We start from the raw sequence: 24,960 nt of genomic DNA on the forward strand, positions 1-24,960 counted from the left end.
CAGCCCATGTCCATTCTGCCAGCCGAAACCATCGTCCGCGACGACGCCGACCTTGCGGCGATCCAGCGCCTGGGCCGAGCCTTCGCGGCCCAGCGGGCGGCCTTCGCCCTCCAGCCGTATCCGTCCGCCGCGGTGCGCCGCCGGCGCATCGCGGCGATCCCGCCCATGATGGAACGGCACCGCGCCCGCATCGCCGAGGCCCTCGCGGCGGACTTCGGGTCGCACCCCGTCGGGGCCTCCGACGTCATCGAGGTCAGCGGCCCCATCGCACGCGCCCAGCACGCCTTGGACAACCTCGACCGTTGGATGTCCGAAGAGCCGCGCCAGCTGGACGGGGCGCTGTACGGTGATGGAAAGGCGTATGTCCGACCGGCGCCCAAAGGGGTGGTAGGCAACATCGTGCCCTGGAACTTCCCCTTCGACATCGCCGTCGGGCCGCTCGTCGACATGCTGGCGGCAGGCAACAACGTCATCATCAAGCCCTCCGACTACACGCCCGCCTCCGCGACCCTGCTGGCGGAGATGATCGCCGAAACCTTCGATCCCACCGAGGTGGACGTGGCCGTCGGCGGCCTGCAGCTGGCCCAGGCCTTCCCCGAGCTGCCGTGGGATCATCTGCTCTACACGGGCAGCCCCGGGATCGGCCGCAAGGTGATGAGCGCGGCGGCGGAGAACCTCACGCCCGTCACGCTCGAACTCGGCGGCAAGTGTCCGGCCCTGTTCCTGCCGGGCGCAGTGGACACGCAGGGCGTGGAGCAACTGATCGGGGTCAAGCTGATCAAGAACGGCCAGATGTGCATCTCGATCGACTACTGCCTGGTCCCCGAAGACGACGTCGAGGCCTTCGTGAAGATCGTCGCCGACTACATGGCGCGCGAACTCCCCGGATATTCCCAGACCTCGAATTGCACGGGCATCATCTCGGAACGGCACCTCGACCGGCTGCGCGGCATGCTGGAAGAAGCGCGGCTCGCCGGCGCACGCATCGTTCCCACCGAATCCGAGGCCGAACCGGACTACGTTCGCCGCCGTATGCCGCTCACGCTGGTCGTCGATCCGCCCGCCGACCTTCGGTTGATGCGCGAGGAGGTATTCGGACCCATCCTGGCGATCCTTCCCTACCGCACGGTCGATGCGGCGCTCGAACACATCAATCGTGGCAGCCATCCGCTCGGCGTCTATGTTTATGCGCGGGACACTAAGGCGGCGCTGCAAGTCCTCGACCGGACCCGCTCGGGGGGCGGCGTAATCAACGGCTGCGCCCTGCATGGCGCGATCCCATCCCTTGGCTTCGGCGGCGTCGGGGAGAGCGGCATGGGTCGCCACCATGGCGTGGACGGCTTCCGGGAATTCTCCAACCCCCGCGGCATCGTCCTCCGCGCCCGGAAGGACAACGCCCAGGTATTCTGTCCGCCGTATGCGGTGGAGTGACGCGTCCCCGGCGGGCGGCGACGCTCATCGCGGAGACGCGGCAGCCTACGGGCAATCGCGACCGCGTTCCTCGGGACGCTGGCCGAGCGGCTGATCTGCGACGACCTAGAAGAAGTAACTAGGTCCCTCGAGCGCCTCGGGCAGCGAGCGTCGGCTTTCGGCGAGGCCCACGAGACGGGGTTCGACCCGGCTCTGTCGTCGGTGATGTCCGCTTCCTAGCCGATCGCTGTGGACCGACCGGCGCGGCAGGAACGCACCAATCCCGGAGTTTGGGTTATTGCCAGCTCGAGCGCCTTCCGGCGAAGTGGATACCGGTTCGCCGCCAGAAGGCGCGACAAAGCAAAGACCTGGAGCGCAGCTCCGATTCAATCGGAGCGAATAGCGCTCCAGCGGACCTCCGATCGCCCCGAAGAGTCGCGTCGGCCGGCGCGGCACGGCTCGCGTTCCCCGGCTCAGCGCGGTAGGGTGACTCCTTACAGAACCTCGTGGAAGGAGCGCATCATGTCGGTCCGTATGGCCACCAGTTTCCCCCCCATGATTATCGTCGCCGCAGCAATGGCCGTTGCCAGCTCCGCCGGCGCAGCAACCTTTACCTTCGACGAGGATCCCTTCGCGGGATCGACGGCACTGACCACGCCGGGCAGGCAGATAGTGGGCGGCGAGCCTTTCCTCGTCTTCGATCCGACAGCCGACGAGATCCTGATCGCGCCTGCGGTGTTCGGAGTGACCCCGCCGATCCTGGCCTTCAACGGCCTGGCGGCCGATCTGACGGCCGGATTCAACCTGGTCGTGCTGCGCGACCTGGACGCGGACCCCGTAGCGGCTGGGAACCAGATGGCCGCGGGCCTGGCGGCGAACCTGATCGCAGATGCCGTCACCGTCGACGGAGCGGGGTTCTTCTTTTACTTCAACTCCGGATTGGACCTGGTCCGGCTCGTCTACTCCACCAACCTCAGCGACAACACGGCCGACCTGAAGGTCCTCGCGCGGTTCACCAATCTCTCCGGGGCGGCGGGCGCCGCGGCGATGGCGGAGATCGGTCCGCAGGTGTCCGCCGTCCCGGAGCCAGCCGTTTGGGGGATGATGCTGGCGGGCTTCGGCCTGGCGGGATCAGCCCTGCGACGCCGCCGCCACGCCGTCCGATACCGGATCTGAGCGCAGAGCCGGTCGGGTCCGATTTGCATCGATATTGTTGATTTAGTTGGGGGAAGATCTGGCGAGAGTTCCCTCCTTGGCCTTTGGACGAGATGGCCTGGGTCTCTAGGCGGCCGCCCGCAGGCGGCGGATCGGTGGTCGGGACAGTCGTGGTCAAGGGGTTGAGAGCGCCGCGGGTGGCGGGGCTCTGAGCGTGGCGAGTTTCCGCAGGTTCTCACCCGCACGGGCAAGTCGAAGAACATTTCCTTCTTCGGATGGCGGGGCCAGGAAGGCGGTCAACGGCTCCGGGCCGACGATCGAAAGGAACTCTGAATCGTCGCGGATGAACACCGTCGCGCGCCCGGTTTTGCATGTATAACAATGTGTTAACGGTCTTTAGCCGGATTTTCCGAGACCGGCTGAAACCGGCTACTGGTGGGCCCGGCAGGATTCGAATTTCCAAAGGAAATTGGCGCACTTCGCGGCCAAGTACCAACAAGCGTACCAACAGGCCCATGCAACCCGCTATGAAGGTTCGCCAAGCGCCATGTGTGGACACGAGCAGACCCTCAGGTTTGTGGGGCGGCCATCAGTCGGCGGCGTATCCGACGACGGCGATCAGCTCGGGCGAGAAGCGATCCTCGCCGCGCGCCATCGGGCCCGTCAGTCGCGCGGTGATCTCCTGCATCACCCAGCTGTTGCCGTCGGGATCGCAGAACGCCGCGTAGGACGCATAGCTCTTCCGGCCAGGACTGGCGCCGGAGCACAGGTGCGCCTGGTCGGCGTGGTGGAAGATCCCGCCCGGATCGTGGAACAACTCGCCGACCTCGAAGCCCCGGCGCAAAAGCTCTGCGCGGGCGACCTCGATGTCCGCCACGACGAGATGCAGGCCCTTCACGGAGCCCGGCGCCGCGGCCGTGACATTGCGGCCGAAGATGATCGAACACCCGGACCCGGGCGGCGTGAACTGGATCACGCGGTAGTCTTCAGCCCCGCTGAAATCGATGTCGAGACGCCAACCCAGCCCGCCATAGAAGCGCTTGGCGCGATCGACATCGGAGACGGGGATCACCACGACCTCCAGCGTCATCTGGACCTGGAGCGGCGTGGTGGTGGGCTGAGGCCCAGGCTCGGCGAGGCTCATGCGAACTCCTTGCGACGTTCGGGTTTGCCGCCTTGCGCTTGGCCTCGGCGGCGGTCCTCTGAACCTGGGACCCAGGCCCGTCCGCCACCATTGGACCTTGGTATCGACGATACCTTGGTCGCAGGCGGATGGAGCTCGCGACGGCGGCGTGATCGCCTGCGGCGCGTTCGGGACACTCGCTGCGGCGAACGCCCTGATAGTCGCCAACCTCCCGCGGGCGCACGGCGCAGGTTGGGGGACAACCCGCGCCGCCGTCGGCTAGTGTGGATCGTCCCTGGATCAGGCGTTGAGGAGCCGGAGCAACTCCTGGGCGCCGACAGTCGAAGAGGCCGGGTTCTGGCCGGTGACCAGAAGGCCATCAACCACCGCGAACGGCAGCCAGTTGTCGGTCTTCTCGTAGAGGCCGCCGAGGCGCTTCAGTTCGTCCTCCACCAGGAAGGGGACGACATGCGTCAGCTCGACGGCTTCTTCCTCGGTGTTGGTGAAGCCGGTTACCCGCCTGCCCTTCACCAACGGCTCCCCGTCGATCGTGACCTTGTGGAAGACCGCCGGCGCGTGACAGACGGCCGCCACCGGCTTGCCCGCCTTCCAGAAGGCTTCGATCAGCGCGATGGAGGTCGCGTTGTCGGCGAGGTCCCACATGGGGCCATGGCCGCCCGAATAGAAGATGGTGTCGAAGTCTTCGGCGGAGACCGCGTCCAACCGGCGGGTGTTGGCGAGCACCTTTTGAGTCTCGGGATCGGCCTTGAAGCGGGCCATGGCGTCGGTCTGGTTGCCGGGCTCGTCGCTCTTGGGGTCGATGGGCGGCTGGCCGCCCTTGGGCGAGGCCAGGGTCACCTCGGCGCCGGCGTCCTTGAACACATAGTAGGGCGCGGCGAACTCCTCGAGCCAGAAGCCGGTCTTCCGGCCGGTGTCGCCCAGCTTGTCGTGCGAGGTGAGGATCATCAGAATCTTCATCGGCGGTCTCCGTCTGTCGCCGGGGGGCGCGAACGGCCGCCCCGGCTGGCGTCACGGGCGCCCGGTGGCGCGGGCCGAAACGTGGGCCTCCCCGTGGTTCCGAAGGAACGCAGGGACACCTAGGTCGCGCGCCGATGGGGGACCATTGCGCGAAGGTATCGGCGATACCAAAGTCTCGGCGCCAGGTCGCCGAGCCGACCCGCGCTGGCTACCAGGCGGCTGCGCCCCCCTCGATGGGGAGATTGACGCCGGTGATGTACGAGGCGCGCGCCGAGGCCAGGAACACGGCGGCCTCGACCACCTCTTCCGGACGTCCCCACCGCTTGAGCAGGGTCCGGTCAGTCACCGCGTCGCGCTGGGCCGCATCGAGATCGCCTTCGCGGGAGAGGATCGCGCCTGGGCTGATGGTCACGGCCCGGATTCCGACGGGCGCGCCTTCGACCGCCAGTTGGCGGGTCAACCCGATGACGCCGGCCTTGGCGGCGACATGGGCCGCCATGGGCGGCTGCGGAAACCCGATCATCCCGGCGACAGAGGCGACGCTGAGGATGACCCCGCCACCGCGCGCCACGAGATGCGACCAGGCAAACCGGGTGACGAAGAAGACCGTGTCGAGCTCGACGGCGATCGTGACCCGCCAATCGGCGACGGACATGCCGGAGATTGGGCCGAACCGCGGGCCGCCCGCATTGTTGTAGACGATGTCGAATCCGCCATAGCAGGCCGCGGCGCTGGCGACGAACCGCTCGACAGCGGCGGGATCGGTGAGGTCCACCGGGGCGAAGCCGGTCATCTCGCCCCCGGCGGCGCGCACCAGACGAACCGTCTCCGCGTTGCCCGCGTCCTGGAGGTCGCACCCAACGACCTTCGCGCCTTCCCGCGCGAAGGCGAGGCAAGCGACCCGGCCCTGACCGCCGGCCGTGCCCGTGATCAGCGCGATCTTTCCGTCCAACAAGCCCATTCGATCCTCCTTGGCTCGCCGTCGTCATGACGCGGCGCCGCCCCCTAGATCGGGGTTGGGCTCGCTCGCTTCGATTGGACTTTGGTGTCGCCTGCCCCGACGGCGAGCCAGGAGCATGACACTTAGGAAGGGGTGCAAGCCGTCCCGGCGCCGCCTCAGACGATGGGCCGTTCGTCTATCTCAACCTGGCGACGTCCCGCGCCGTGATCTCCGACCGGGCCGACCCGAAGCGGGCGGTCACGTAGTTGGCGACGGCCGCGATCTCCGCGTTGGAGTAGGTCTGGCCGAAGGCCGGCATCACCACATCGCCGCCGGCCCGCTCAAGCCGTGCGCCGTTGATCACCACCTGCGCCACGTTGATGGCGCTCGGGTCGTTGACCGCCCGGACCCCGGTCAGGTTGGCGTGCGGGAAGAGCGGGCTTTTGCCCGACCAGCCGTGGCAACTGGCGCAAGCGCCGGCGAACACCTCCCGGCCCCGCCGATCGCCCCCGCCGGCCATCTCCTTCGGCAGGTCCGACGCCAGTTCGGTCTTGGGCGCCGGCAGGTCGCGTGACCCGACCGCGGGGATGGTGCGGAGGTAAGCGACCATGGCGAGGGTGTCGCTGGGCGCCAGCCTCGAGAGGCTCGCGTTGATCGCCTCGGCCATCGGCCCGGCCGCGGCGCCGCGGCCCAGCACATGGCCCCCGCGAAGGTAGGCCGCCAGTTCCGCGTCCGTCCAGGCGCCGACGCCGGAGGCGCGGTCCTGGGTGATGTTGTAGGCGCGCCAGCCTTGGATCACCGCGCCGCCGAACTTCTTCCGATTGTCCGGCGCCTGGGCCAGGTTGCGCGCCGTGTGGCAATCGCCGCAGTGCGCCAGCGCTTCGACCAGATAGGCGCCGCGGTTCCACTGCGGACTGCGGTCAGTGTGGGGTCGGAAGCGCTGGTCCGGATTGTAGAGCGCGCCCCAGATCGCCATCAGCGGACGCTGATTGAACGGGAACATGAGCCGGTTGGCGGGCGGGGTGTTGCGCACCGGCGCCAGGCTGAACAGATAGGCGCGGATCGCCAGGACATCGGCATCCGCCATCAGCGAGTAGGCTTCGTAAGGGAACGCGGGATAGAGGCGCGAGCCGTCCTTCGCCACGCCCTTGTGCACGGCGCGCAGGAAATCCGCCTCGCTCCAGGCGCCGATGCCGGTTTCGCGGTCCGGCGTTATGTTGGGCGAGTAGAGCGTACCGAAGGGGGTCTTGAACGGCAGCCCGCCGGCGAACTCCGCGCCGCCGGGCGCGGTGTGACAGACCCCGCAATCCGCGGCTGTGGCGAGATAGCGGCCGCGGGTGACCAGGTCGGCCCCGCGCAGCTCCGACGGGACGCCGGTGGGATCGGGGCCGCTGTAGTTGGCCAGAGTGACCGCCGATCCGCCGGCGAACGCCATGGGACGGGTGGGCGGCGCCAGCCAAGCGCCCAGCCCAGCGACGATCACGACCACGGCCAGGACGATGAGCGATGCGCGGCGACGGAGGCTCATGCGACCGCCCCTTTGGCCAGGAGTCCGCGGTTGAAGGGGATGCGCCGCAGCGGCTTGCCCGTCGCCGCATAGATCGCGTTGCGCAGCGAGGCGAAGGCCGCGGTGGTGCCCGCCTCGCCGATGCCGCCAGGCGGCTCGCCGCTCTTGATGAGGTGCACGGCGATCGGCGGGACCTGGTCGATCCGCAGCATCCGGTAGTCGTGGAAGTTGCTCTGCTGGATCCGCCCCTTGTCCAGGGTGACCTCGCCGTAGAGCGCCGCCGTCAAGCCGAAGACCAGGCCCCCCTGCAACTGGGCGATGATGGTGTCGGGATTGACCGCGATCCCGGTGTCGACAGCGATGTTCGCGCGCTTGAGATGCACGTCGCCATCCTCGTCGACCTCGACCTCCACCACCGTGGCGATGAAGCTCCCGAATGAGACCTGCGTGGCGACCCCACGCCCGGATCGCGGCGGCAATGGCGAGCCCCAACCGGCCTGCTCGGCGGCCAGGTCGAGAACCGCGCGCAGCCGCGGGCTCTTTCCCAGGTTCGCACGGCGGAACGCGACGGGGTCCTTGCCGGCCTTCATTGCGAGCTCGTCGATGAAGCTCTCGATGGCGAAGACGTTGTTGTTCGGGCCCACGCCCCGCCAGAACCCGGTCGACACCCCGGGCGGCTCGTCGCGCACATACTCCACGCGCAGGTCGGGAATGTCGTAGGGGATGTCGATGGCGCTATCCACCGCATCTGGGTCGACGCCCTTCTGGTAGCCGGGCGGCAGCCAGCGGGCGATCACCGCCGAGCCGGTGATCCGGTACTTCCAGGCAGTGATGCGATCGCCCGACAGCTTCGCCCAAATTCGGTCGCGGTAGACGGGACGCACGATGTCCTGGCGGATGTCCTCTTCCCGGGTCCAGACGACCTTCACCGGGCCATCCACCTTCTGCGCGATGCGGGCCGACTTGACCGCCATGTCCGCCTCGAGCCGGCGTCCGAAGCCGCCGCCCAGCAGGTGCTGGTTGATCTTCACCTTCGCCGGCGGCAGTCCGAGCGCCTGGGCCACATGGGACTGCACACGGGTTATGGCCTGGGTGCCCAGCCAGAGTTCGCAGCCCGCGGGCGTGACATGCGCCGTGCAGTTCATCGGCTCCATGGCCGCATGCGCCAGGAAGGGCATCTCGAATTCGCCGGTGAGGACCTGACCGCCGCCCAGCGCCTTGTCCGCATCGCCTGTCTGTCTCGCGACCACGCCGTCCCGCTCGCTCGCCTTGCGGATCTGCGCCCAGACCTGGGCGGAATCGACCTGGCCGTTCGGACCGTCGTTCCAGGTGATCTTGAGCGCCTCTAGGCCCCGCTTGGCCGCCCACATGTGCTCACCGACCACGGCGACGAGGTCCTCCAGCACGACGACCTGCTGCACGCCCGGCACGAGGCGGGCCTCCGTGTCGTCGACGCCCGCGACCGCGCCACCCTTCACGGGGCTGGCCATCAAGGTGGCGTATCGGCAGCCGGGCGGCCGCGCGTCGATGCCGTAGACGGTCTTGCCGTTGACCTTGTCCGGCGTGTCGAGCCGCTTCAGCGGCTTGCCGATCAGGCGGAACTCGCCCGGCGTCTTCAGCGGCGGATCAGAGGGAACCTTCAGCGCGGCCGCCCGCCCCACGAGGTCGCCATAGCCGACGCGGCGATCGCTCTCCGGATGGAACACCTGGCCCACTTCCGTCCGGCAGGCGCTAGGGGCGACGCCCCAACGCTGAGCCGCCGCCTGGACCAGGACCGCGCGGGTCCCGGCGCCCGCCTTGCGCAGCGGCGTCCACCACGCTCGGATGGAGTTCGAGTTTCCGGTCGCCTGCACGCCGAGCATCGGATTTGTGTAGTGGCCCTCGTCGGGCGGAGCGTGCTCGACCCGGACGCGAGCGAAATCGGCGTCCAGCTCCTCGGCCAGGATCATCGAGATCGACGTGTAGACCCCCTGCCCCATCTCGACCTGCGGCATCACGAGCGTCGCCGCGCCCTCGCGGTCGATGCGGATGAAGGCGTTGAAGGGCGTGCCGGGCTGGGCCGCGGCGCTCCGCCCGCCCAGCGGCAGGTGGAGGCCGACCAGCAGCACGCCACCGACGCCGGCGCCCAGTAGAGCCCGGCGCGAGACGCTGGGGGACAAGGTATCGCCCGCCATCGCTACGCCCTCGCCGCGACGGCGCGTTTGATCGCGTCGCGGATCCGATCGTAGGTGCCACAGCGGCAGATGTTGCCGGCCATCGCGGCATCGATGTCAGCGTCGTCGGGCTGGGGGATCCTGTTCAGCAGCGCGGTGGCCGACATGATCTGGCCGGACTGGCAGTAGCCGCACTGGACGACCTCGAGCTCAAGCCAGGCGTTCTGCACACGCGCACCGGCCTCGGTCTCCCCCACACGCTCGATGGTGGTGACGGGCCGCGCCCCAACCGAGCCCACCGGAAGGAGGCAGGACCGCACAGCCGCGCCTCCGACGTGCACCGTGCAGGCCCCGCACTGCGCGATGCCGCACCCGAACTTCGTGCCCGTCAGGCCCAGGATGTCGCGCAGCACCCAAAGCAGGGGCATGTCGTCGGGCGCCGTCACGGTCCGCGCCTCACCGTTGATCTGGAGTGTCCTGGGCTGCAGCACATCCACCTCCATCGTCGCCGACCCGGCCCCCACCTCGGGGTGCTCGATCGACGATCCCTGCGGCCCGCCGCAGTCGCCCGCGCACTGCGTGGCGCCTCTGAAAGCTAGCCACCCCCCCGCCGTCTGCAATTGGACCAAGGTATCGCCGGAGCGACCGAGGCGCCGGGCAAGCGCCCCCTTCAAGTCGCGCCGGCCTGCCCGCGTCGTGGGTCGTCACGGGCTTCGACGTAGTCGAGGCCCAGGGGCCCAAGGGCGGTGACCTGGGTGACGTACTCGCCGTCCTTCGCCCAATGGAAGTGCGACTGCCCGCCGGGCAGGACGACGACACTCCCGGGACCGAAGGCCTGCAGGCTGTCGGGATCGAAGCGTTCGCCCAGACCGATGTGGAAGACCCCCGATATGACCGTGTAGAGCCGGTCTTCCGGATGACGATGCGGCGCCATGCGCACGCCGGCCGGCAGCTTCACGCGGATAACATAGGGCCCCGCCTGGGACGGGTCTCCGACCAGCACGGCGAGGCGCGCCTCCGGCGGAAACGCCGGAAACGGGCGCCACTCGACGTTCTCAGGCCGGATGAAATGGAAGCGGTCCTGGTCTCGCTGGTGGGTCATGAGCATCGCCATCCCTCCGTCCGTCACGGGACATCGTCCTGGAAGAATTGGCGCGAGACCGCGGGGGGCGCGATGGGACTTTGGTGTCGGCGACACCTTCGTCCAATCCCCGCGAGGCGGCGGGAGGCGCATCTGACGGTCATCACACCGGAACCATCAGAGAGACCGAAGATGACCACCGCGAACCTTAGCGCGCCGATCCCACCCCCGCGTCGCTCGTCCGCCCATCGACCCCTGAGGGCCTTCGCGATCGCCGCCCTCGGCGGGGCCTCCCTCGTCGCCGCCGGCTGTCAGACGACGGCCCAGCAGATCAGCCGCAAGGAGGATAGTCTGGTGGCCGCGGGCTTCACCCGCCTGCCGGCGAACACACCTGCGCGCGAGGCGCAACTCGCCACCCTGCCCCCCAACCGGTTCATGCCGAAGACCGATGGCGACACCACCAACTACATCTATGCCGATCCGGTGGTGTGCCATTGCCTCTACGTGGGCTCGCAGACCGCCTACGGGACCTACATGCGGACCCTCCAGACCCAGCGGCAGTTGGACCAAGCCCAACTGACCGCGCTCACCTACCAAAACGCCTGGAACTGGGACCGGTGGGACTGGGGTCCGTGGGGCGGTGGGTGGTGGTGGCGCTGAGCGCCCGCGCCGTTTCCCCAAGGCCGCTACTCCTGCGCAGCGCGGTCCCTGCATCGCGCTGCTTTCCCTTGTGCTCCGAGGCCCGTCGCCGGCCCATGCCGGTTGAACCTTGCTGGCTGCATCGGGGTCGGCGTCCCTTCCGTCCCGCCGCGGTCGACGCAGCAGGCCGCAGTGACGGATACGGCGGAGCCTGGACAGCCTCCGGGGAACCAAAGTCGAAACAAAGACGCCGCGCCACCAGCCGGCGGGGGATGGCTGGAGACGCGGCGCAAGCTTCGGCTGGGGGGAGCCGAAGTCGGGTGTGGAGCCCCGGGGCGTCAGTGCCCGCCGAGGTGGGCCTCCACGAGTCTGGTGCTACTTGGCGTCCGTTCAGCCAACGCCATTGTCCGGCTGCAGGTCGGCGAGACGCCGGCCGAAGTTGAGTTCGAAATCCGATCGCTCGCCGTAGCCGAGGGCGCCCAGCCCTTCCCGGCGCACCCGGGCGGCGGGATGGTTCAGGCCGGCGAAGAACGCTTGGTTGCTCGCCTCGATCGCGTCGCCGTCAGGGACACCCACGCGATTCACGAGCGCCTTGAGAGCGCCCAGCGTCTCGCGGTCGAACGAGGCGAGCCGCCGGGCCAGATTATCCACGAAGGAATCGAGCTGGTCGTCATCCACCGCCCGGTTGATCCAGCCGTAGCGCTCGGCCACATCGGCATCGAAGTCGTCGCCGCTCAGCACGATCTCCAGCGCCCGGCTTCGTCCGACCAGGCGCGGCAACCATTCGAGGGCGCCGCCGCCCGGTGGCAGGCCGACGCCCACCTCCGGCTGGCCCAGGATGGCGCGCTGGCGGCTCGCGAAGCGCATGTCGCACGCCAGAACGAATTCGCTGCCGACGCCCCGCGTCCGGCCGCGGATTTTGGCGAGGCTGATCACCGGCGAACGGCTGAGCCGGACGACGACGTCGATCCAGGGCGAGAAGCCGCTGGGCCCAGGCTCCCGGGGCATCTCCGCCGACTTCGCCGTCTCGAAGTGCGCGATGAAGAAGTCCGGATCGGCCGAGTCGAAGACCAGCACCTTCGCGGAAGGGTCGGCCTCCACGGCGGTGATCAGCCCCTGGAGCTCGAGGATCGCCGCCGGCGGCAGCAGGTTGATCGGCGGGTTCGAAAAGGTGGCACGCCAGATCCCGGGCGTCGCCCGATCGAGGGCGAAGAAGGCGCCGGCGCTCACGCTGCCGTCTCCCCGAGTTCGCCGATGAGCGCCGCGGTCGTCGTGATCACATGGGCGTAGGTGGGCCCATTGATCTCGTGGGCCGCATGCATCGCCTCCGGGCTGAAGGCCGCGGTCGCGTCCTTCACCAGGGTGACGTGATAGCCGAGCTCCATGGCGAAACGACCCGTCGCTTCGAGGCAGGTGTTGGCGATCAGCCCGATCAGGATCACCCGGCCGATCCCATACTGCTTCAGCTGCATGTCGAGGTCGGTGTTGGCGAACCCGCTGGTGCCCCAGTGTTCGTGGACCACCACGTCTCCGTCCTGCGGTTGGAAGTCGTCGTGGAAGGTCCCACCCCAGCTGCCCTTCTCGAAGATCCGGCGTTGCGCGCCGGCCCGCTGATAGGGCGTCGTGTGACGCCAATGGGCGTAGTCCCCGTCCTCGAAGCGATGGTGCGGCACGAAGAAGATCTTCAGGCCGGCTTCGCGGGCGGCGGCGACGACCGCGCGGAGGTGCGAGAGCAGGTCCACCTCCTCGGCCACCGCCTTCAGCTTCGGCCAGGACTTCCCACCCTCGCTGAGGAAGTCGTTGTAGGGATCGACGAGCAGGATGGCGGTGGGTTCTGACGGATGGGCCATGGCGGAAGGCTCAGGCCGCAGCCGCGTGACGCAGGGCGAACCGCTCGAGGCTGGCCGCGAAGAGCGGGGTCTCGCCGGCGTTGTGGGCGGCGCTGTAGGGCGCGCGTCCCGCGCGGAAAACCTCGAAGGGAATGCCCTGCTTGTCCAGGTAGGCCTGGAACTCCTCGGTGGGATAGGTGTGGACGCGGTTGGTGAACTCGCACCGGCCCGCGTCGAGGCGCTTCACGCTGAGTTCCCAGACCACCACCATCGTGGTCCGGCCGGCGGCGGTGAAGAGGTCCGAGACGGACTTCAGGACGAGCTGGTGCGGCGTCGCCACCTGCTCCACATAGTGCTGCACCATCGGCGTGCCGCCGATGACCTCGACATTGATCGACATCCGCTTGCCGTCGCGGTCGGTCGTTGCGCCGGCCGCCACGTGGGCGGGCGAGCAGCCCTGGTATTCCGCGTCGGGCAGCGCGAAGCACCAGGCCGGAATGTCGACCGCCTCGATCGGGGCGTTGATCACGGCCGTGAAGCTCGTGTCGACGATGACGTTGTCTTCCATGGGGGGCTCCTTCGGGGGATCAGAGACGGGCGACGTCGAGGATGGCCTGGGCGAACGGCCCCGGCGCTTCCTGCGGCAGGTTATGGCCGACGCCGCCCTCGACCAGGCGGTGGACATAGGGCCCGGTGAACTTGGCGGCGTAGGCCGACGGATCGGGATGCGGCGCGCCGTTGGCGTCGCCCTCCAGGGTGATGGTCGGAACGCCGATGGTCGGCGCGGTGGCCAGCTGCGCCTCGAAGACGTCGTAGCGCGCCTCGCCCTCGGCCAGGCCCATTCGCCAGCGGTAGTTGTGGATGACGATTGCCACGTGGTCGGGATTGTCGAAAGCGTCCGCCGAGCGCGCGTAGGTCGCGTCGTCGAAGCTCCACTTGGGCGACGCCAGCTGCCAAATCAGCCGGTTGAACGGGCGTCGGTTGGCCTCGTAGCCGGCCCTGCCGCGCTCCGTGGCGAAGTAGAACTGGTACCACCACTGAAACTCGGCGGCGGGCGGCAGCGGCTTGGCCCCTGCCGCCTGGCTGCCGATCAGGTAGCCGCTGACCGAGACCAGGCCTCTGCATCGTTCCGGCCAGAGCGCCGCGATGATGTCGGCGCTGCGGGCGCCCCAGTCGAACCCGCCCAGGATCGCGCTCTTGATCCGCAGCGCGTCCATCATGGCGACGGTGTCGAACGCGACGGCCGACGGCTGGCCGTTGCGGACCGTATCGGCTGACAGGAAACGGGTCGGTCCATAGCCCCGGACGTAGGGCGCGATGACGCGGTAGCCCTGAGCGACGAGCAATGGCGCCACGGCTTCGAACGCATGGATGTCGTACGGCCAGCCGTGGAGGAGGATGACGGGCGGACCATTGGATGGCCCGACCTCGGCGTAGGCGATCTCCAGGCCGTTTGCCTGCACGGTCCGCAGCGCCGGAGAACCGCCGCGTCCGGCGGACTTCGAAGCCTGACGGCCGTCGGCGGCGGCGGTCGGCGTATGCCCCAGGGCCGCTGCGGAGATCACGGCAGCGCCCAGGAGGCGGCGGCGCGTGGGGTCGAGGGTCGTGGGCATTCGGGGTCTCCGCTATCCGAAGGTGAAGCAGTAGGCGCGCGGCCCGGCGGCCTGGAATTCGATGACGCAGGTCCGGTCGCGGACCGGCCCGGCCTGCCGGACGAGCTGGTACATGCGCGCCTCGCGCACCTCGCCCCATCCGCCGGGATCCGTATCGGACCCGTGGTCCACGCCCGGATCCGCACCGTCCAGGCGCACGCGGAAGCGGACAGGGTTGTCGCCGGCGCCCGGCCCCATCACGAGGTGGAGGTCGCGGGCGTGGAAGCGGTAGGCGATGGACCCCGCGCCGCGGGTCAGCTCCGCGAACTCGGGCCGCGAGGTCCAGGTCCCGGCAAGGCCCCAGCCGTTCAGCGGAAGCCGCGTGGGGGTTTCGTAGCTCCGGGCCGTGTCCCGGCGCAGGGCGCCGGCGAAGTTCTCCGCCTTGGCGTAGCCCGCATAGGTTTCCGGCGACCCGAGGTCATCCCAGTCCGGCGCGGCTTGCGCCCCGACCCCCATGACCGGCGCGATGGGGTCGGAGACCTGCTCCCCGAAGCCGTCGGCGAGCAGGGTCTGGATCACCCGCTCGGAGGTGTCGTAGTCGCCCTCCCCCAGCCGCTGGTGGCGAACCCGGCCCTCGGTATCGAGGATGTAGAAGCCCGGCCAGGCGTTGTTGCGGAAGGACCGCCAGATCCGGAAGTCGTTGTCGAGCGTCACCGGGTAGCGAAGGCCAAGCTGTTCGACCGCCGTGCGGACCCGCGGCAGCTCATGCTCGAAGCTGAACTCCGGCGTATGGACGCCGATCACCACCAGCCCTCGGTCGCGGTATTTCTCCGCCCAGGCGCGGACATAGGGCAGCGGGCGCAGACTGTTGATGCAGGTGTAGGTCCAGAAGTTGACCAGCACGACCTTGCCGAGGAGGTCCGCGGGCCGCAGCGGCGGTCCATTCAGCCACGCGCCGTCGCCCGGCAACGCCCGGTAGGCGCCGTCCGCCGGCGCGCTACAGGCCGCGAGGGCGCCCCCGAGCACCGGCGCTGCGGCCAACGGCGCGGCCAGCAGCCCCAGGGCGGCGGCCCGCCGGCTGAGCGGAGGACAGGACGGGATGGCGGGCGCGGGCATCGGGGCGGCCTTGCGGACAGGGCGAGTGAAAGGGGGAGCGGGTCGGCTCGGGGAGGCGGACCGACCCGCTCGTCCGGCGCGCGGGGCCTCAGGCCTTCCGCAGCGGCCGGAACGCGGCCCGCAGATCCTCGGTGAGGGCCTGTGGTTGTTCCCAGGCGGCGAAGTGGCCGCCGCGATCGTGCTTCTTGTAGTAGATGAGGTTCGGATAGGCCCGCCGAGCCCAGCTCTCGGGCGCCTGGTAAAGCTCGTCGGCGAAGGCGCTCACCGCCACCGGCAGGGTCACGCCCTTCGGCGCGAAGAACGCGAGCTTGCTCTCCCAGTAGAGGCGCGCCGAGGAGACGGCCGTATTGGTCAGCCAGTAGAGCGCGACGTTGTCGACGACGTCTTCCTGGCTCAGCCCTTCGGTCTTGCCGGCGAACACCCGGGCGATCAGCTCCTGGCTCTTGGCGTCGTGGTCCAGCATCCAGGCGGCCAGGCCGATCGGCGAATCCGCCAGCGCGTAGAGCGTCTGTGGACGGTTCGCCATCTCGTTGGCGTAGCCCAGGCCGTGCTTGTAGAAGCTGTCGAGCTGGTCGAAAGCGTGCCGCTCGTCCGCCGACATCCCGGCCGGCGCAGGTGTCCCGAACTGCAGGGCCTTGGCCACGTCGTCCGGCACGGTGGCGGGCATGTTGGTGTGAATGCCCAGCAGGCCCTTGGGCTTCTGCAGCGCCAGCTGCTCGGTGACGGCGTTCCCCCAGTCGCCGCCCTGAGCAACATAGCGGGCGTAGCCGAGGCGTTGCATCAGGACAGACCAGGCCCTGGCGATCCGGATCGGGTCCCAGCCGGTGGCTGTGGGCTTGCCCGAGAAGCCGTGTCCGGGCAGCGAGGGGATCACCACGTGGAAGGCGTCCGCAGCGGAGCCGCCGTGCGCCGTCGGGTCGGTCAGGGGACCGATGATCTTCAGCTGCTCGATGATCGAGCCTGGCCAGCCGTGGGTGATGATGATCGGCAGGGCGTCCGCATGCTTGGACTTGATGTTCAGGAAGTGGATATCGAGCCCGTCGATCTCGGTGACGAAGTTCGGCAGCTTGTTGAGATAGGCCTCGCAGCTGCGCCAGTCGTAGCCATTGGCCCAGTAGTGGGCGAGCGACTTCATGGTCGCGAGTTGAACGCCCTGCGTGTCGTCGGCGACCGTCTCCTTCTCCGGCCAGCGCGTGGCGAGGATGCGCCGCCGGGTGTCGTCGAGCGCGGCCTGCGGGATCTGGATGCGGTACGGGCGGACGGCGTTTCCACCACCGCCACCGCCGGCGGTTTCAGCCGCCAGGCCGACAACGTCGCCGGCGACGGCCGACGTGGCGAAGCCGAGCGCGCCGGCTGTCGCCGAGGCGGCCATGAAACGACGCCGCGTGGTCAAGTTAGATTCCAAGGACATCAGCCCCTCCTCTTTCCGAGAGCCGGTGACCGGCTTCGCTTCGAATGACAGGAAGGAAATTGGGCCCGATCGAATGCCCCCTCTATTGGACGATGGTATCGCCGATACTTTCGTAGGGTCCGGCCTTGCGGATCGCGACTTGGACACGGCGCGCCGACCAGAACGAATACGACCGCCACCGGCCATCGCCGACGGCGGTCGCGCCCCAGGACCGAGGGGGACGTGCGGGTCCGGGGAAACTCAGGCCAGACGCGCGTCCAGCGTGATCTCGGCGTTGAGGACCCGCGACACGGGACAGTTCTGCTCCGCGTCTGCGGCGATCCGGGCCAGGGTCGCTTCGTCCAGGCCGGGGACCTCCGCGCGTACGCTGAGCGCCGAGCGGGAGATCCGGAACCCGCCGCCCTCCTGGTCCAGGGAAACCGCCGCCTCTGTGGCAAGCTCGCTGGGCGTGTAGCCTTCCACCTGGAGCCGGAACGCCAGGGCCATGGTGAAGCAGCCGGCGTGCGCGGCGGCGATCAGCTCTTCGGGGTTGGTGCCCGGCTGCCCCTCGAACCGGGTCCGATAGGAATAGGGGCTGTCCTTCAACACCCCCGAGTCCGTCGTCAGGGCTCCGTCGCCGTCACGGCCGGTTCCACGCCACACTGCGTGCGCCTTGCGGATCATTCGCCAGCTCCTTGTTGCTCTGCGAGATGAGGCGGTGCGCGACGGACTGCGCCCCGATTTCGCCTCTGCCGCCAAGATGGGCGGGCGGGCCCCGCGGTCCATTGGACGAAGGTGTCACCGATACCTTGGTCCAATTGCCCGCGCACGGCCCCCTGCCCGATCCTGGCCCTGGTTTCAGGGGGAGATCGCATGCTGGGATCGAGCGTCGCGTGGGCCGGCGCGGTGGCCTTGGCGGTCGCGGCCGCACCGGCCGCGGCCTGCGCCGACGATGCGGCCGCCGCGCCCCTTCAGGAGCTCGTGGTGACGGCGCAGAAGCGCGAGCAGCGGGTCGAGAGCGTCGGCATGGCGATCACCGCCGCGAGCGGCGAAACGCTCCGGACGAGGGGGATCGACGCGGTCGCCGACCTGCCACGCCTAGTCCCGGGCCTCACGCTGCAGGAGAGCAATTTCGCGTCGACCTCCTTCAACCTGAGGGGTGTCGGATTCTTCAACAGCGATCTCGCCACCCCGCCGGCGGTGACCGTCTATCTCGACGAGGCGCCCCTCCCCTACCCGGCCATGACCCGGCTGGTGGCCTTCGACCTGGAGCGGGTCGAGGTGCTCAAGGGTCCGCAGGGCACCCTGTTCGGCCAGAACGCCACCGGCGGCGCGGTCAACTACATCGCCGCGCCGCCGCGACCCACCACGCAGGTCGGCGTCGAGGGGACCTACGGCCGCTTCGATCGTATCCGTGTGGGCGGCTTCGTGACCGGCCCGATTACCGACGCGCTGTTGGCGCGGGTCGCCGTCCAGGGACGCTGGGGCGATGGTTGGCAGAAGAGCATAACCCGCCCGGGCGATCGCCTCGGCAAGATCGAGGAACTTCAGGCCCGGGCCGCCCTCGAATGGCGTCCGACCGCGCGGCTGACGAGCCGGCTCACGCTCACCTTAACCCACGACGGCAGCGAGAGTCCGGCCGGGCAATTCCTCGCGGCCGCACCGGTCATTCCCGCGCTCGCCGTCCCGGGCCTGCTGACATTCCCAACGGTGTCCAAGCCTCGGGCCGCGGACTGGAGCCTCACGCGCGTCGACACCGGCGCGCCCTTTCCGTACGCGAGCGACACCACCTTCGTTCAGGCGCGCTGGCGGACCGATTACCGGATGGGGGATGACGTCACGCTCACGGCGCTCAGCTCCTACGCCTACCTCGATCTCGCCTACGGCCAGGACGCCAACGGCACGCCCTTCGACCTGAACGAAGTGGTGGATATGGACGGCAAGATCTCATCGATCTTCCAGGAGGTCCGCCTTGCGGGACAACACGGAAAGATGACTTGGCTCGGAGGCCTGAACTACGCGCGCGACCGGACCAAGGATCAACCGCTGCAGACCTTCCGCGATGTGGACCTGGCGCACCTCTACGAGGCGCTCGATCCGCAGGCCTATGCGGATGTCAACCTGATAGCCAATCGCGTGCGGGTGAACACCTATGCCGCGTTCGGCCGGTTGGAATACAGAGTTTCCGAAACCCTGATGGTCGAGGCCGCCGGACGCTACAACATCGACCGCCGCCGCTTCGACAGCTGCGTTTTCGCGCCCACCGACCATTTCGCGCGCTTCTGGAATTTCTTCCGCAACGGGGCCGCGCCGGCGACGAAGGTCGGGGACTGCTTCGTCCTCGACCCCGCCAACGGCCTGCGGCCGGTCGACAACGTGCGGAGCCGGCTCAACGAGGACAGCCTCTCCTGGCGTTTCGGCGTCAGCTGGACGCCGCGCCCGGGCCTGCTGGCCTACGCCAATGTGAGCCGGGGCTATAAGGCCGGCGCCGTGCCGGTGGCCGCCGTGTCGACGGTCCCGCAGTTCGATCCCATCCCGCAGGAGAGCCTGGTCGCCTACGAAGGCGGCGTGAAGGCCGCGCTCCTCGACCGTCGCGTCCAGCTCAACGCCTCGGCCTTCTACTACGACTATCGCGACAAGCAGCTCCGCGGCGCCTACCTGGATCAGATCTTCGGGCCGCTGGAGGCCCTCGTGTCGATCCCAAAGTCACATGTGGTGGGCGCCGAGGCCCAGCTCGTCGCGCGCCCGATCGACGGCCTGACGTTCGACACCGCGATGACCTGGCTGCACACCAACGTCGATCGGTTCACCGGGGTCGATGGTCTCGCCCAGTTCGGGGACCAGGCCGGGACGCCCTTTCCGTTCTCGCCGACCTGGCAGGCGGTGGCCAACCTCGACTACGAATTCCCGATCGTCGACGGAGTCCAGGGTTTCGTCGGTGGGACGCTCACCTCCCGCAGCCGGACCTATGCCGGCGTCGGCGCACCTGCGCCGATGCGCATTGAAGCCTACACGCTTCTCGATCTTCGGGCCGGCCTCGAGAGCATCGACGGCCGGCGAAGAGCCTGGATCTGGGGTCGCAACGTCACGAACGAATACTACTGGAGCAACGTCTTCCTGAACGCGAACGTGGTCTCCCGATTTGTCGGACAGCCCGCGACCTACGGCCTGACGATCTCGGGGCGCTTTTGAGACTCGGCTGAGCCATGGTCACCGCTCCAGGTTGTGGAGATCCCCGAGACCGACACCAAAGTACAATGGACGCAAAGCGGCCATCGTCCGCATCCTGACCAACCGGGGCCACCGCGAAAGTCAGGAATGGAGACGGATCAGACCCGCCTGCTGGACGCACTGCCGGGGATGGTTTGGACCGCCAGGCCCGATGGAACCTGTGACTTCGTCAATCGGCATTGGCGCGCGTACACGGGACTCACTCTCGAGCAGGCCACGTCCGCGGGCTGGACGTCGCTCTTTCATCCCGATGACGTCGCGACCGCGATGGCGGCATGGGAGCGGACTCTGGGCGAGATCCTCCCGGAGGAGATCAACGTGGTGGCCCGGATGCGCCGGTTCGACGGCGTGTACAGGCGGTTCAACTTGCAGACCCGTCCGCTCAGGGACGCCGCGGGAAAGCTGGTCGGTTGGTGCGGCGCCAACACCGACATCGAGGACCGCACGCGCGCCGAGGCGCAGCTCGCGGCTGAGAAGCAACTCCTGGAACTCGTCGCCCGCGGTCTGCCCCAGTCCCGGGTCCTCAACGAGCTGTGCCTGTTGGTGGAGGCTCTTTCCCCCGGGTCCGTCTGCAGCATTCTCTACGTCGACGAGGACGGGCAGCGGTTCCGGGTCGGCGCGGGACCCAATCTGCCGGCGGAGTACAACGCCGCCCTCGACGGCCTGAAGATCGATCCCGGCTATGGCCCGTGTTCGCTGGCTGTCGTCTCGAGGTCCACGATCATCGCCGCCGATCCCCCACGGGACCCGCGGTGGGCGTCATCGTCCTGGCCGCAGCTTCTCACGGGGTTCGGCCTGGCGTCCTGCTGGTCCGCCCCGATCTTCGACAGCCAGAACGCGGTGCTCGGCATCTTCGCGATCTACAAGCACCTGCCCCAAGGTCCCACCGACCAGGACGAGGAGTTGGTTGATCGCTTCGCGCGCATCGCCGGCATCGCCATCGAGCGGGCCAGGTCCGACATTGCGCTGAAGGCGGGCGAAGCCAAGCTGCGCCAGGCGAACCATTTCCTGACGGGCGGACAACGGTTGAGCAAGACCGGCAGCTTCTCGCTGGACACGGCGACAGACGAGCAAGTCTGGTCCGACGAGAATTTCCGGATCTGGGAGTTCGACCCGGGCGTGCCGCCCACGATGGAGATGGTCGCAGCCGCCATCCATCCGGAGGATCGCGCCGAGATGCTGGAGACCTTCGCATCGGCGACCCGCGCCAGGGAGGGTTTCGAGGTCTTCTACCGGATCGTGACCCCGATCGGCGGCGTGAAGCACCTGCATACGCGCATGGAGATCATTCCCGACGCCTCAGGCCGGGTCATGTATCTGGGCAGTTCGCAGGACGTCACCGAAGGGAAGCTGGCGGAAGCGGCGCTGATGGCCAGCGAGGCGGGACTCCGGCGCGCGAACCGCTACCTCGCCGGGGCCCAGAGGCTGAGCAAGACCGGCAGCTTCACCTGGGATGTCGCCACGGACGATCAGGACTGGTCCGAGGAACTCCACCGGATCTGGGAGATGGGACCCGAGGACGATCGCGCGGTGCCGACGCTGCACGCCTCGGTGGTTCACCCGGAGGATGTGGAGTCCGTCGAAGCGATCATGGCCCCCGCGCTCGAAGCAGGCGCCGACTATGAGGTCTCATACCGGATCATCACCCCGAGCGGCGCGACCAAGCATCTGCACACCGTCAACGAGCGGCTGAGCGAGATCACCGATCGCCTCGTCTATGTCGGGGCCACCCAGGACCTCACGGCCAGCCGCCGGGCGGAGGAAGCGCTGCGGACGAGCGAGGCGCAGCTGCGACGCGCCAACCGCTATCTCAAGGCCGCGCAGACGTTGAGCCGGATCGGTAGCTTCACTTGGGACGTCGAAACGGACGAACTCGACTGGTCTGACGAGAACTATCGGATCTGGGAGGTTGATCCTGCCGTCACGCCGACCGTGGCCATGGTCATCGGAGCCATCCACCCGGACGATCTCGACCGTGTCAATGCGGTCCTGGAAGAAGGCCGGAGATCCGGGCGCGACTTTGACGTCGTCTATCGCATCGTGACCTCCAGCGGCGTCGTCAAGCACCTCTACAGCATCGGCGCCCGGATTCCCGAGATCACCGACCATATCGTCTACATCGGCAGCCATCAGGATGTGACCCAGAGCAAGCTGGCTGAGGCCGCGCTGCGGGCTAGCGAAGCTGATGCGATGCGCGCGAACCGATACCTGAAGGGGGCCCAGGCCCTCAGTCGGATCGGGAGCTTTACCTGGGATGTCGAGGCGGACGCACAGGATTGGTCGGACGAGAACTTCAGGATCTGGGAATTCGACCCTTCCAGTGCGCCGACGATGCCGAAGGTCCTGGATGTCATACATCCTGAGGACGTGAGCGCCGCTGGACAGGCGATCGCAGAAGGCCGTCGGAGCGGTCAGGACTTCGAAATCTCTTATCGCATTGTCACCAAGAGCGGAGCCGTAAAGCATCTCCACACCATCGCCTCGCGCGTCCCGGAGATCTCTGAACGGCTCGTATACATCGGCAGCACCCAGGACGTGACCGCCACCAAGCTCGCGGAGGCGGAACTCGCGCGCGCCAACACCTACCTGCTCGCCGCGCAACGGCTCAGCCAGACAGGCAGCTTCACCTGGGACGTCCATGCCGACGAGCACAATTGGTCGGAGGTGAACTACCGGGTCTTCGGTTTCGAGCCGGGGACGAAGGTCACAATGGACATGATGATGAAGGGTATCCATCCCGACGATCTGGCGGGTGTGGAGGCGCTCATCGGCGGCGCGCAGATCGGGGAGAACTTCGAGCTCGTCTTCCGGGTCATCAATACCGACGGGGGAATTCGCTACGCGCACGTGGTCGGCCATCGCATCGACCAGATCCCCGATCGGCCGGTGTTCATGGGCGCGTTGCAGGACATCACCGCGCGCAAGCTCGCCGAGGACGACCTCAACAGGGCTCGCGAGGATCTCGCGCACGTCGCCCGCATCACGGCGCTCAGCACCCTCACCGCGTCCATCGCCCACGAGGTCAGCCAGCCGCTGGCCGGCATCATCACCAACTCCAGCACCTGCCTGCGCATGCTGGCGGCCGACCCTCCGGACGTCGCCGGCGCCCTGGCCACGGCTCAGCGCAACCTGCGCGACGGCAACCGGGCGTCTGAGGTGATCAAGCGGCTGCGGTCGCTCTACGGCCGGCGCCCGCCGACCTTCGAGACCGTAGACCTGCAGGAAATCGCCACGGAGGTGCTCGCGCTGCTGGCGAGCGAGCTCCAGCGACGGCGCGTGATCGTGAGGACGGAGTTCAGGGCCGGAGCCCCCACCGTCTCGGCGGATCGTGTCCAGCTGCAACAGGTTATCCTCAACCTCGCCCTCAATGCGGCCGACGCCATGAGCGAGGTCACGGACCGCGTCCGCGAACTGAGTGTCGGCACGGAGCACGGGCCCGAAGGCGAGGTGTCGCTCGTGGTCCGCGACTCCGGGCACGGGTTTGATCCGGAAGGCGCGGACAAGTTGTTCCAGGCCTTCCACACCACCAAGCCCAACGGCATGGGCATCGGGCTGTCGATCAGTCGCTCGATCATCGAGGCCCATGGCGGTCGGCTCAAGGCGGCCCCAAACGACGGGGGGCCCGGTGCGACCTTCACATTCTCAATCCCCTGCGACCCCCCATCGGTCGCGTCCGCAACCTCAAGGTCAGCGTAATGTCGCAGCGCAATCTGGTGTCCGTGGTCGATGACGACGAGTCCGTCCGGGAATCTCTTCCCGACCTCCTGACCTCCTACGGTTTCGTCACGCGCGCCTTCGACTCGGCCGAGGCGTTCCTCGAGTCGGACGACTTCGCCTCGACCGGATGTCTCGTGCTGGACGTATCCATGCCGGGAATGACCGGACCGGAACTGCAGATCGAGCTCGCGCGGCGACAGATCGCGATGGGAATCGTGTTCATCACGGCCCACGCCGATGCGACGGTGGAAACCCAGGTGCTCAAGCGCGGCGCCATGGCCTTCCTGCTCAAGCCCTTCACGGAGGCGGCGATCGTCGACGCCGTGACCACGACGCTTGGAAAGGCCTGAAGGGTTTTCCGATGCAGCCACCGCCCGACCAGCGTATCTTCCAATCCGCAACCTCCCACGGAGGGTCGCCCATGCCGGACGCCGCCCCAACGGTCTATGTCGTCGACGACGACTGCTCAGTGCGTGAATCCCTTGAAGGCCTGATCGAGATCTCGGGCTGGAACGTGCGGACCTTCGCCTCCGCCACGGCCTTCCTCGACAGCGCGCCGTGGGCAGGTCCGAGCTGCCTTGTGCTCGATGTCGGCCTGCCCGACCTCAACGGGCTCGACCTGCAGGATCGGATCGCCGGCGAACGCGGCGAGATGCCGATCATCTTCATCACCGGCCACGGCGATGTCCCGTCTACCGTCCGCGCCATGAAGGCGGGCGCGCGCGAGTTCCTGACCAAGCCGTTCGGCGAGGATGTCCTGTTGACGGCGATCGATGCGGCGCTGCGGCGGAGCCAGGCGATCCTCGGGGAACAGACGGCCCTGCAGGCGCTCCGCGATCGCCGGTCATCCCTGAGCCGACGCGAATGCGAAGTCATGGACCTGGTGGTGTCCGGCTTGCTCAACAAGCAGGTCGGCGGTGAGCTCGGCATCAGCGAGATCACGGTGAAGGCTCACCGCGGCCGGGTGATGGAAAAGATGCAGGCCCGGTCGCTTGCCGACCTGGTCCGGATGAGCGAGCGCCTGGGATTGCACCCGGCGGCCTGACCCTACGAAGGTCTCGGCGATACCTTGGTTCAATGGCGCGCCCAGGGTCCTTGG

Annotated in this window: 21 protein-coding genes; 7 read left to right on the forward strand and 14 right to left on the reverse strand. The window is 68.3% G+C overall.

What is annotated here, in order from left to right:
- Positions 1–6 precede the first annotated feature (6 nt).
- Both EPO51_RS07640 and EPO51_RS07645 read left to right on the forward strand, forming a co-directional pair.
- A complete protein-coding gene (locus tag EPO51_RS07640) occupies positions 7–1,431 on the forward strand; it encodes an aldehyde dehydrogenase family protein (protein WP_293348229.1) in 1,425 nt (474 codons plus the stop codon).
- Positions 1,432–1,965: 534 nt separating this feature from the next.
- Positions 1,966–2,586 (forward strand): PEPxxWA-CTERM sorting domain-containing protein, encoded by a 621-nt coding sequence (locus tag EPO51_RS07645; RefSeq protein ID WP_293348232.1) that lies wholly within the window; start codon positions 1,966–1,968, stop codon positions 2,584–2,586.
- Positions 2,587–3,154: 568 nt separating this feature from the next.
- Here EPO51_RS07645 and EPO51_RS07650 read toward each other — a convergent pair.
- From EPO51_RS07650 to EPO51_RS07680, 7 genes are all read right to left on the reverse strand, one after another.
- Positions 3,155–3,709 (reverse strand): VOC family protein, encoded by a 555-nt coding sequence (locus EPO51_RS07650; RefSeq protein WP_293348235.1) that lies wholly within the window; start codon positions 3,707–3,709, stop codon positions 3,155–3,157.
- A 279-nt stretch (positions 3,710–3,988) separates the two neighbouring features.
- A complete protein-coding gene (locus EPO51_RS07655; RefSeq protein ID WP_293348238.1) occupies positions 3,989–4,666 on the reverse strand; it encodes a type 1 glutamine amidotransferase domain-containing protein in 678 nt (225 codons plus the stop codon).
- A gap of 208 nt (positions 4,667–4,874) precedes the next feature.
- Entirely contained in the window at positions 4,875–5,627 is a 753-nt protein-coding gene (locus tag EPO51_RS07660) for an SDR family NAD(P)-dependent oxidoreductase (protein WP_293348241.1), read from the reverse strand.
- Positions 5,628–5,802: 175 nt separating this feature from the next.
- Positions 5,803–7,134, reverse strand: coding sequence for a c-type cytochrome (locus EPO51_RS07665; RefSeq protein WP_293348244.1), 1,332 nt, complete (start codon positions 7,132–7,134; stop codon positions 5,803–5,805).
- On the reverse strand, positions 7,131–9,287 hold the full coding sequence (locus EPO51_RS07670; protein WP_293348247.1) for a xanthine dehydrogenase family protein molybdopterin-binding subunit: 2,157 nt from the start codon (positions 9,285–9,287) through the stop codon (positions 7,131–7,133). Before EPO51_RS07670 ends, EPO51_RS07665 begins: the two co-directional genes overlap by 4 nt.
- Before the next feature lie 2 nt (positions 9,288–9,289).
- The gene (locus tag EPO51_RS07675) at positions 9,290–9,757 is read right to left on the reverse strand and encodes a (2Fe-2S)-binding protein (protein ID WP_293348250.1); all 468 of its coding nucleotides are present in this window, start codon (positions 9,755–9,757) and stop codon (positions 9,290–9,292) included.
- Between the two features lie 179 nt (positions 9,758–9,936).
- Complete coding sequence (locus EPO51_RS07680) at positions 9,937–10,368, reverse strand: cupin domain-containing protein (RefSeq protein WP_293348253.1); 432 nt, start codon at positions 10,366–10,368, stop codon at positions 9,937–9,939.
- A 171-nt stretch (positions 10,369–10,539) separates the two neighbouring features.
- On the opposite strand from EPO51_RS07680, the gene EPO51_RS07685 reads away from it, so the two are divergent.
- Positions 10,540–11,007 (forward strand): hypothetical protein, encoded by a 468-nt coding sequence (locus EPO51_RS07685; RefSeq protein WP_293348256.1) that lies wholly within the window; start codon positions 10,540–10,542, stop codon positions 11,005–11,007.
- A 369-nt stretch (positions 11,008–11,376) separates the two neighbouring features.
- Here the strand turns inward: EPO51_RS07685 and EPO51_RS07690 are convergent, their stop codons facing one another.
- From EPO51_RS07690 to EPO51_RS07720, 7 genes are all read right to left on the reverse strand, one after another.
- On the reverse strand, positions 11,377–12,216 hold the full coding sequence (locus EPO51_RS07690) for an enoyl-CoA hydratase/isomerase family protein (protein WP_293348259.1): 840 nt from the start codon (positions 12,214–12,216) through the stop codon (positions 11,377–11,379).
- Positions 12,213–12,836 (reverse strand): cysteine hydrolase family protein, encoded by a 624-nt coding sequence (locus EPO51_RS07695; RefSeq protein ID WP_293348262.1) that lies wholly within the window; start codon positions 12,834–12,836, stop codon positions 12,213–12,215. The genes EPO51_RS07690 and EPO51_RS07695 overlap by 4 nt, the downstream gene beginning before the upstream one ends.
- 10 nt (positions 12,837–12,846) lie before the next feature.
- Positions 12,847–13,383 (reverse strand): hypothetical protein, encoded by a 537-nt coding sequence (locus EPO51_RS07700; protein ID WP_293348265.1) that lies wholly within the window; start codon positions 13,381–13,383, stop codon positions 12,847–12,849.
- A 19-nt stretch (positions 13,384–13,402) separates the two neighbouring features.
- Positions 13,403–14,428, reverse strand: a complete 1,026-nt coding sequence (locus EPO51_RS07705; RefSeq protein WP_293348268.1) for an alpha/beta fold hydrolase — start codon at positions 14,426–14,428, stop codon at positions 13,403–13,405.
- A 12-nt stretch (positions 14,429–14,440) separates the two neighbouring features.
- Positions 14,441–15,523, reverse strand: coding sequence for a redoxin domain-containing protein (locus tag EPO51_RS07710; RefSeq protein ID WP_293348271.1), 1,083 nt, complete (start codon positions 15,521–15,523; stop codon positions 14,441–14,443).
- An 88-nt stretch (positions 15,524–15,611) separates the two neighbouring features.
- Complete coding sequence (locus tag EPO51_RS07715) at positions 15,612–16,934, reverse strand: epoxide hydrolase family protein (protein ID WP_293348273.1); 1,323 nt, start codon at positions 16,932–16,934, stop codon at positions 15,612–15,614.
- Positions 16,935–17,174: 240 nt separating this feature from the next.
- Positions 17,175–17,597 (reverse strand): OsmC family protein, encoded by a 423-nt coding sequence (locus tag EPO51_RS07720; protein ID WP_293348276.1) that lies wholly within the window; start codon positions 17,595–17,597, stop codon positions 17,175–17,177.
- Between the two features lie 189 nt (positions 17,598–17,786).
- Between EPO51_RS07720 and EPO51_RS07725 the strand changes: the two genes are divergently transcribed.
- The 4 genes from EPO51_RS07725 to EPO51_RS07740 all read left to right on the forward strand — a co-directional run bounded on the left by EPO51_RS07725 (position 17,787) and on the right by EPO51_RS07740 (position 24,906).
- A complete protein-coding gene (locus EPO51_RS07725) occupies positions 17,787–20,105 on the forward strand; it encodes a TonB-dependent receptor (protein ID WP_293348279.1) in 2,319 nt (772 codons plus the stop codon).
- Positions 20,106–20,231: 126 nt separating this feature from the next.
- On the forward strand, positions 20,232–23,840 hold the full coding sequence (locus tag EPO51_RS07730; protein WP_293348282.1) for a PAS domain-containing protein: 3,609 nt from the start codon (positions 20,232–20,234) through the stop codon (positions 23,838–23,840).
- A gap of 23 nt (positions 23,841–23,863) precedes the next feature.
- The gene (locus tag EPO51_RS07735) at positions 23,864–24,211 is read left to right on the forward strand and encodes a response regulator (protein WP_293348285.1); all 348 of its coding nucleotides are present in this window, start codon (positions 23,864–23,866) and stop codon (positions 24,209–24,211) included.
- A gap of 71 nt (positions 24,212–24,282) precedes the next feature.
- Positions 24,283–24,906: a response regulator transcription factor gene (locus EPO51_RS07740; protein WP_293348288.1), complete on the forward strand. Its 624-nt coding sequence runs from the start codon at positions 24,283–24,285 to the stop codon at positions 24,904–24,906.
- Positions 24,907–24,960: the final 54 nt, after the last annotated feature.

The organism is Phenylobacterium sp., assembly GCF_004297125.1.
Lineage (GTDB): Bacteria > Pseudomonadota > Alphaproteobacteria > Caulobacterales > Caulobacteraceae > Phenylobacterium.

Excerpts from the sequence above, each read along its gene's own strand:
- EPO51_RS07640 (WP_293348229.1), top strand. The coding sequence starts at position 7 with ATGTCCATTCTGCCAGCCGAAACCATCGTCCGCGACGACGCCGACCTT.
- EPO51_RS07645 (WP_293348232.1), top strand. The coding sequence starts at position 1,966 with ATGATTATCGTCGCCGCAGCAATGGCCGTTGCCAGCTCCGCCGGCGCA.
- EPO51_RS07650 (WP_293348235.1), bottom strand. The coding sequence starts at position 3,709 with ATGAGCCTCGCCGAGCCTGGGCCTCAGCCCACCACCACGCCGCTCCAG.
- EPO51_RS07655 (WP_293348238.1), bottom strand. The coding sequence starts at position 4,666 with ATGAAGATTCTGATGATCCTCACCTCGCACGACAAGCTGGGCGACACC.
- EPO51_RS07660 (WP_293348241.1), bottom strand. The coding sequence starts at position 5,627 with ATGGGCTTGTTGGACGGAAAGATCGCGCTGATCACGGGCACGGCCGGC.
- EPO51_RS07665 (WP_293348244.1), bottom strand. The coding sequence starts at position 7,134 with ATGAGCCTCCGTCGCCGCGCATCGCTCATCGTCCTGGCCGTGGTCGTG.
- EPO51_RS07670 (WP_293348247.1), bottom strand. The coding sequence starts at position 9,287 with ATGGCGGGCGATACCTTGTCCCCCAGCGTCTCGCGCCGGGCTCTACTG.
- EPO51_RS07680 (WP_293348253.1), bottom strand. The coding sequence starts at position 10,368 with ATGACCCACCAGCGAGACCAGGACCGCTTCCATTTCATCCGGCCTGAG.
- EPO51_RS07685 (WP_293348256.1), top strand. The coding sequence starts at position 10,540 with ATGACCACCGCGAACCTTAGCGCGCCGATCCCACCCCCGCGTCGCTCG.
- EPO51_RS07695 (WP_293348262.1), bottom strand. The coding sequence starts at position 12,836 with ATGGCCCATCCGTCAGAACCCACCGCCATCCTGCTCGTCGATCCCTAC.
- EPO51_RS07700 (WP_293348265.1), bottom strand. The coding sequence starts at position 13,383 with ATGGAAGACAACGTCATCGTCGACACGAGCTTCACGGCCGTGATCAAC.
- EPO51_RS07705 (WP_293348268.1), bottom strand. The coding sequence starts at position 14,428 with ATGCCCACGACCCTCGACCCCACGCGCCGCCGCCTCCTGGGCGCTGCC.
- EPO51_RS07710 (WP_293348271.1), bottom strand. The coding sequence starts at position 15,523 with ATGCCCGCGCCCGCCATCCCGTCCTGTCCTCCGCTCAGCCGGCGGGCC.
- EPO51_RS07715 (WP_293348273.1), bottom strand. The coding sequence starts at position 16,934 with ATGTCCTTGGAATCTAACTTGACCACGCGGCGTCGTTTCATGGCCGCC.
- EPO51_RS07720 (WP_293348276.1), bottom strand. The coding sequence starts at position 17,597 with ATGATCCGCAAGGCGCACGCAGTGTGGCGTGGAACCGGCCGTGACGGC.
- EPO51_RS07725 (WP_293348279.1), top strand. The coding sequence starts at position 17,787 with ATGCTGGGATCGAGCGTCGCGTGGGCCGGCGCGGTGGCCTTGGCGGTC.
- EPO51_RS07730 (WP_293348282.1), top strand. The coding sequence starts at position 20,232 with ATGGAGACGGATCAGACCCGCCTGCTGGACGCACTGCCGGGGATGGTT.
- EPO51_RS07740 (WP_293348288.1), top strand. The coding sequence starts at position 24,283 with ATGCCGGACGCCGCCCCAACGGTCTATGTCGTCGACGACGACTGCTCA.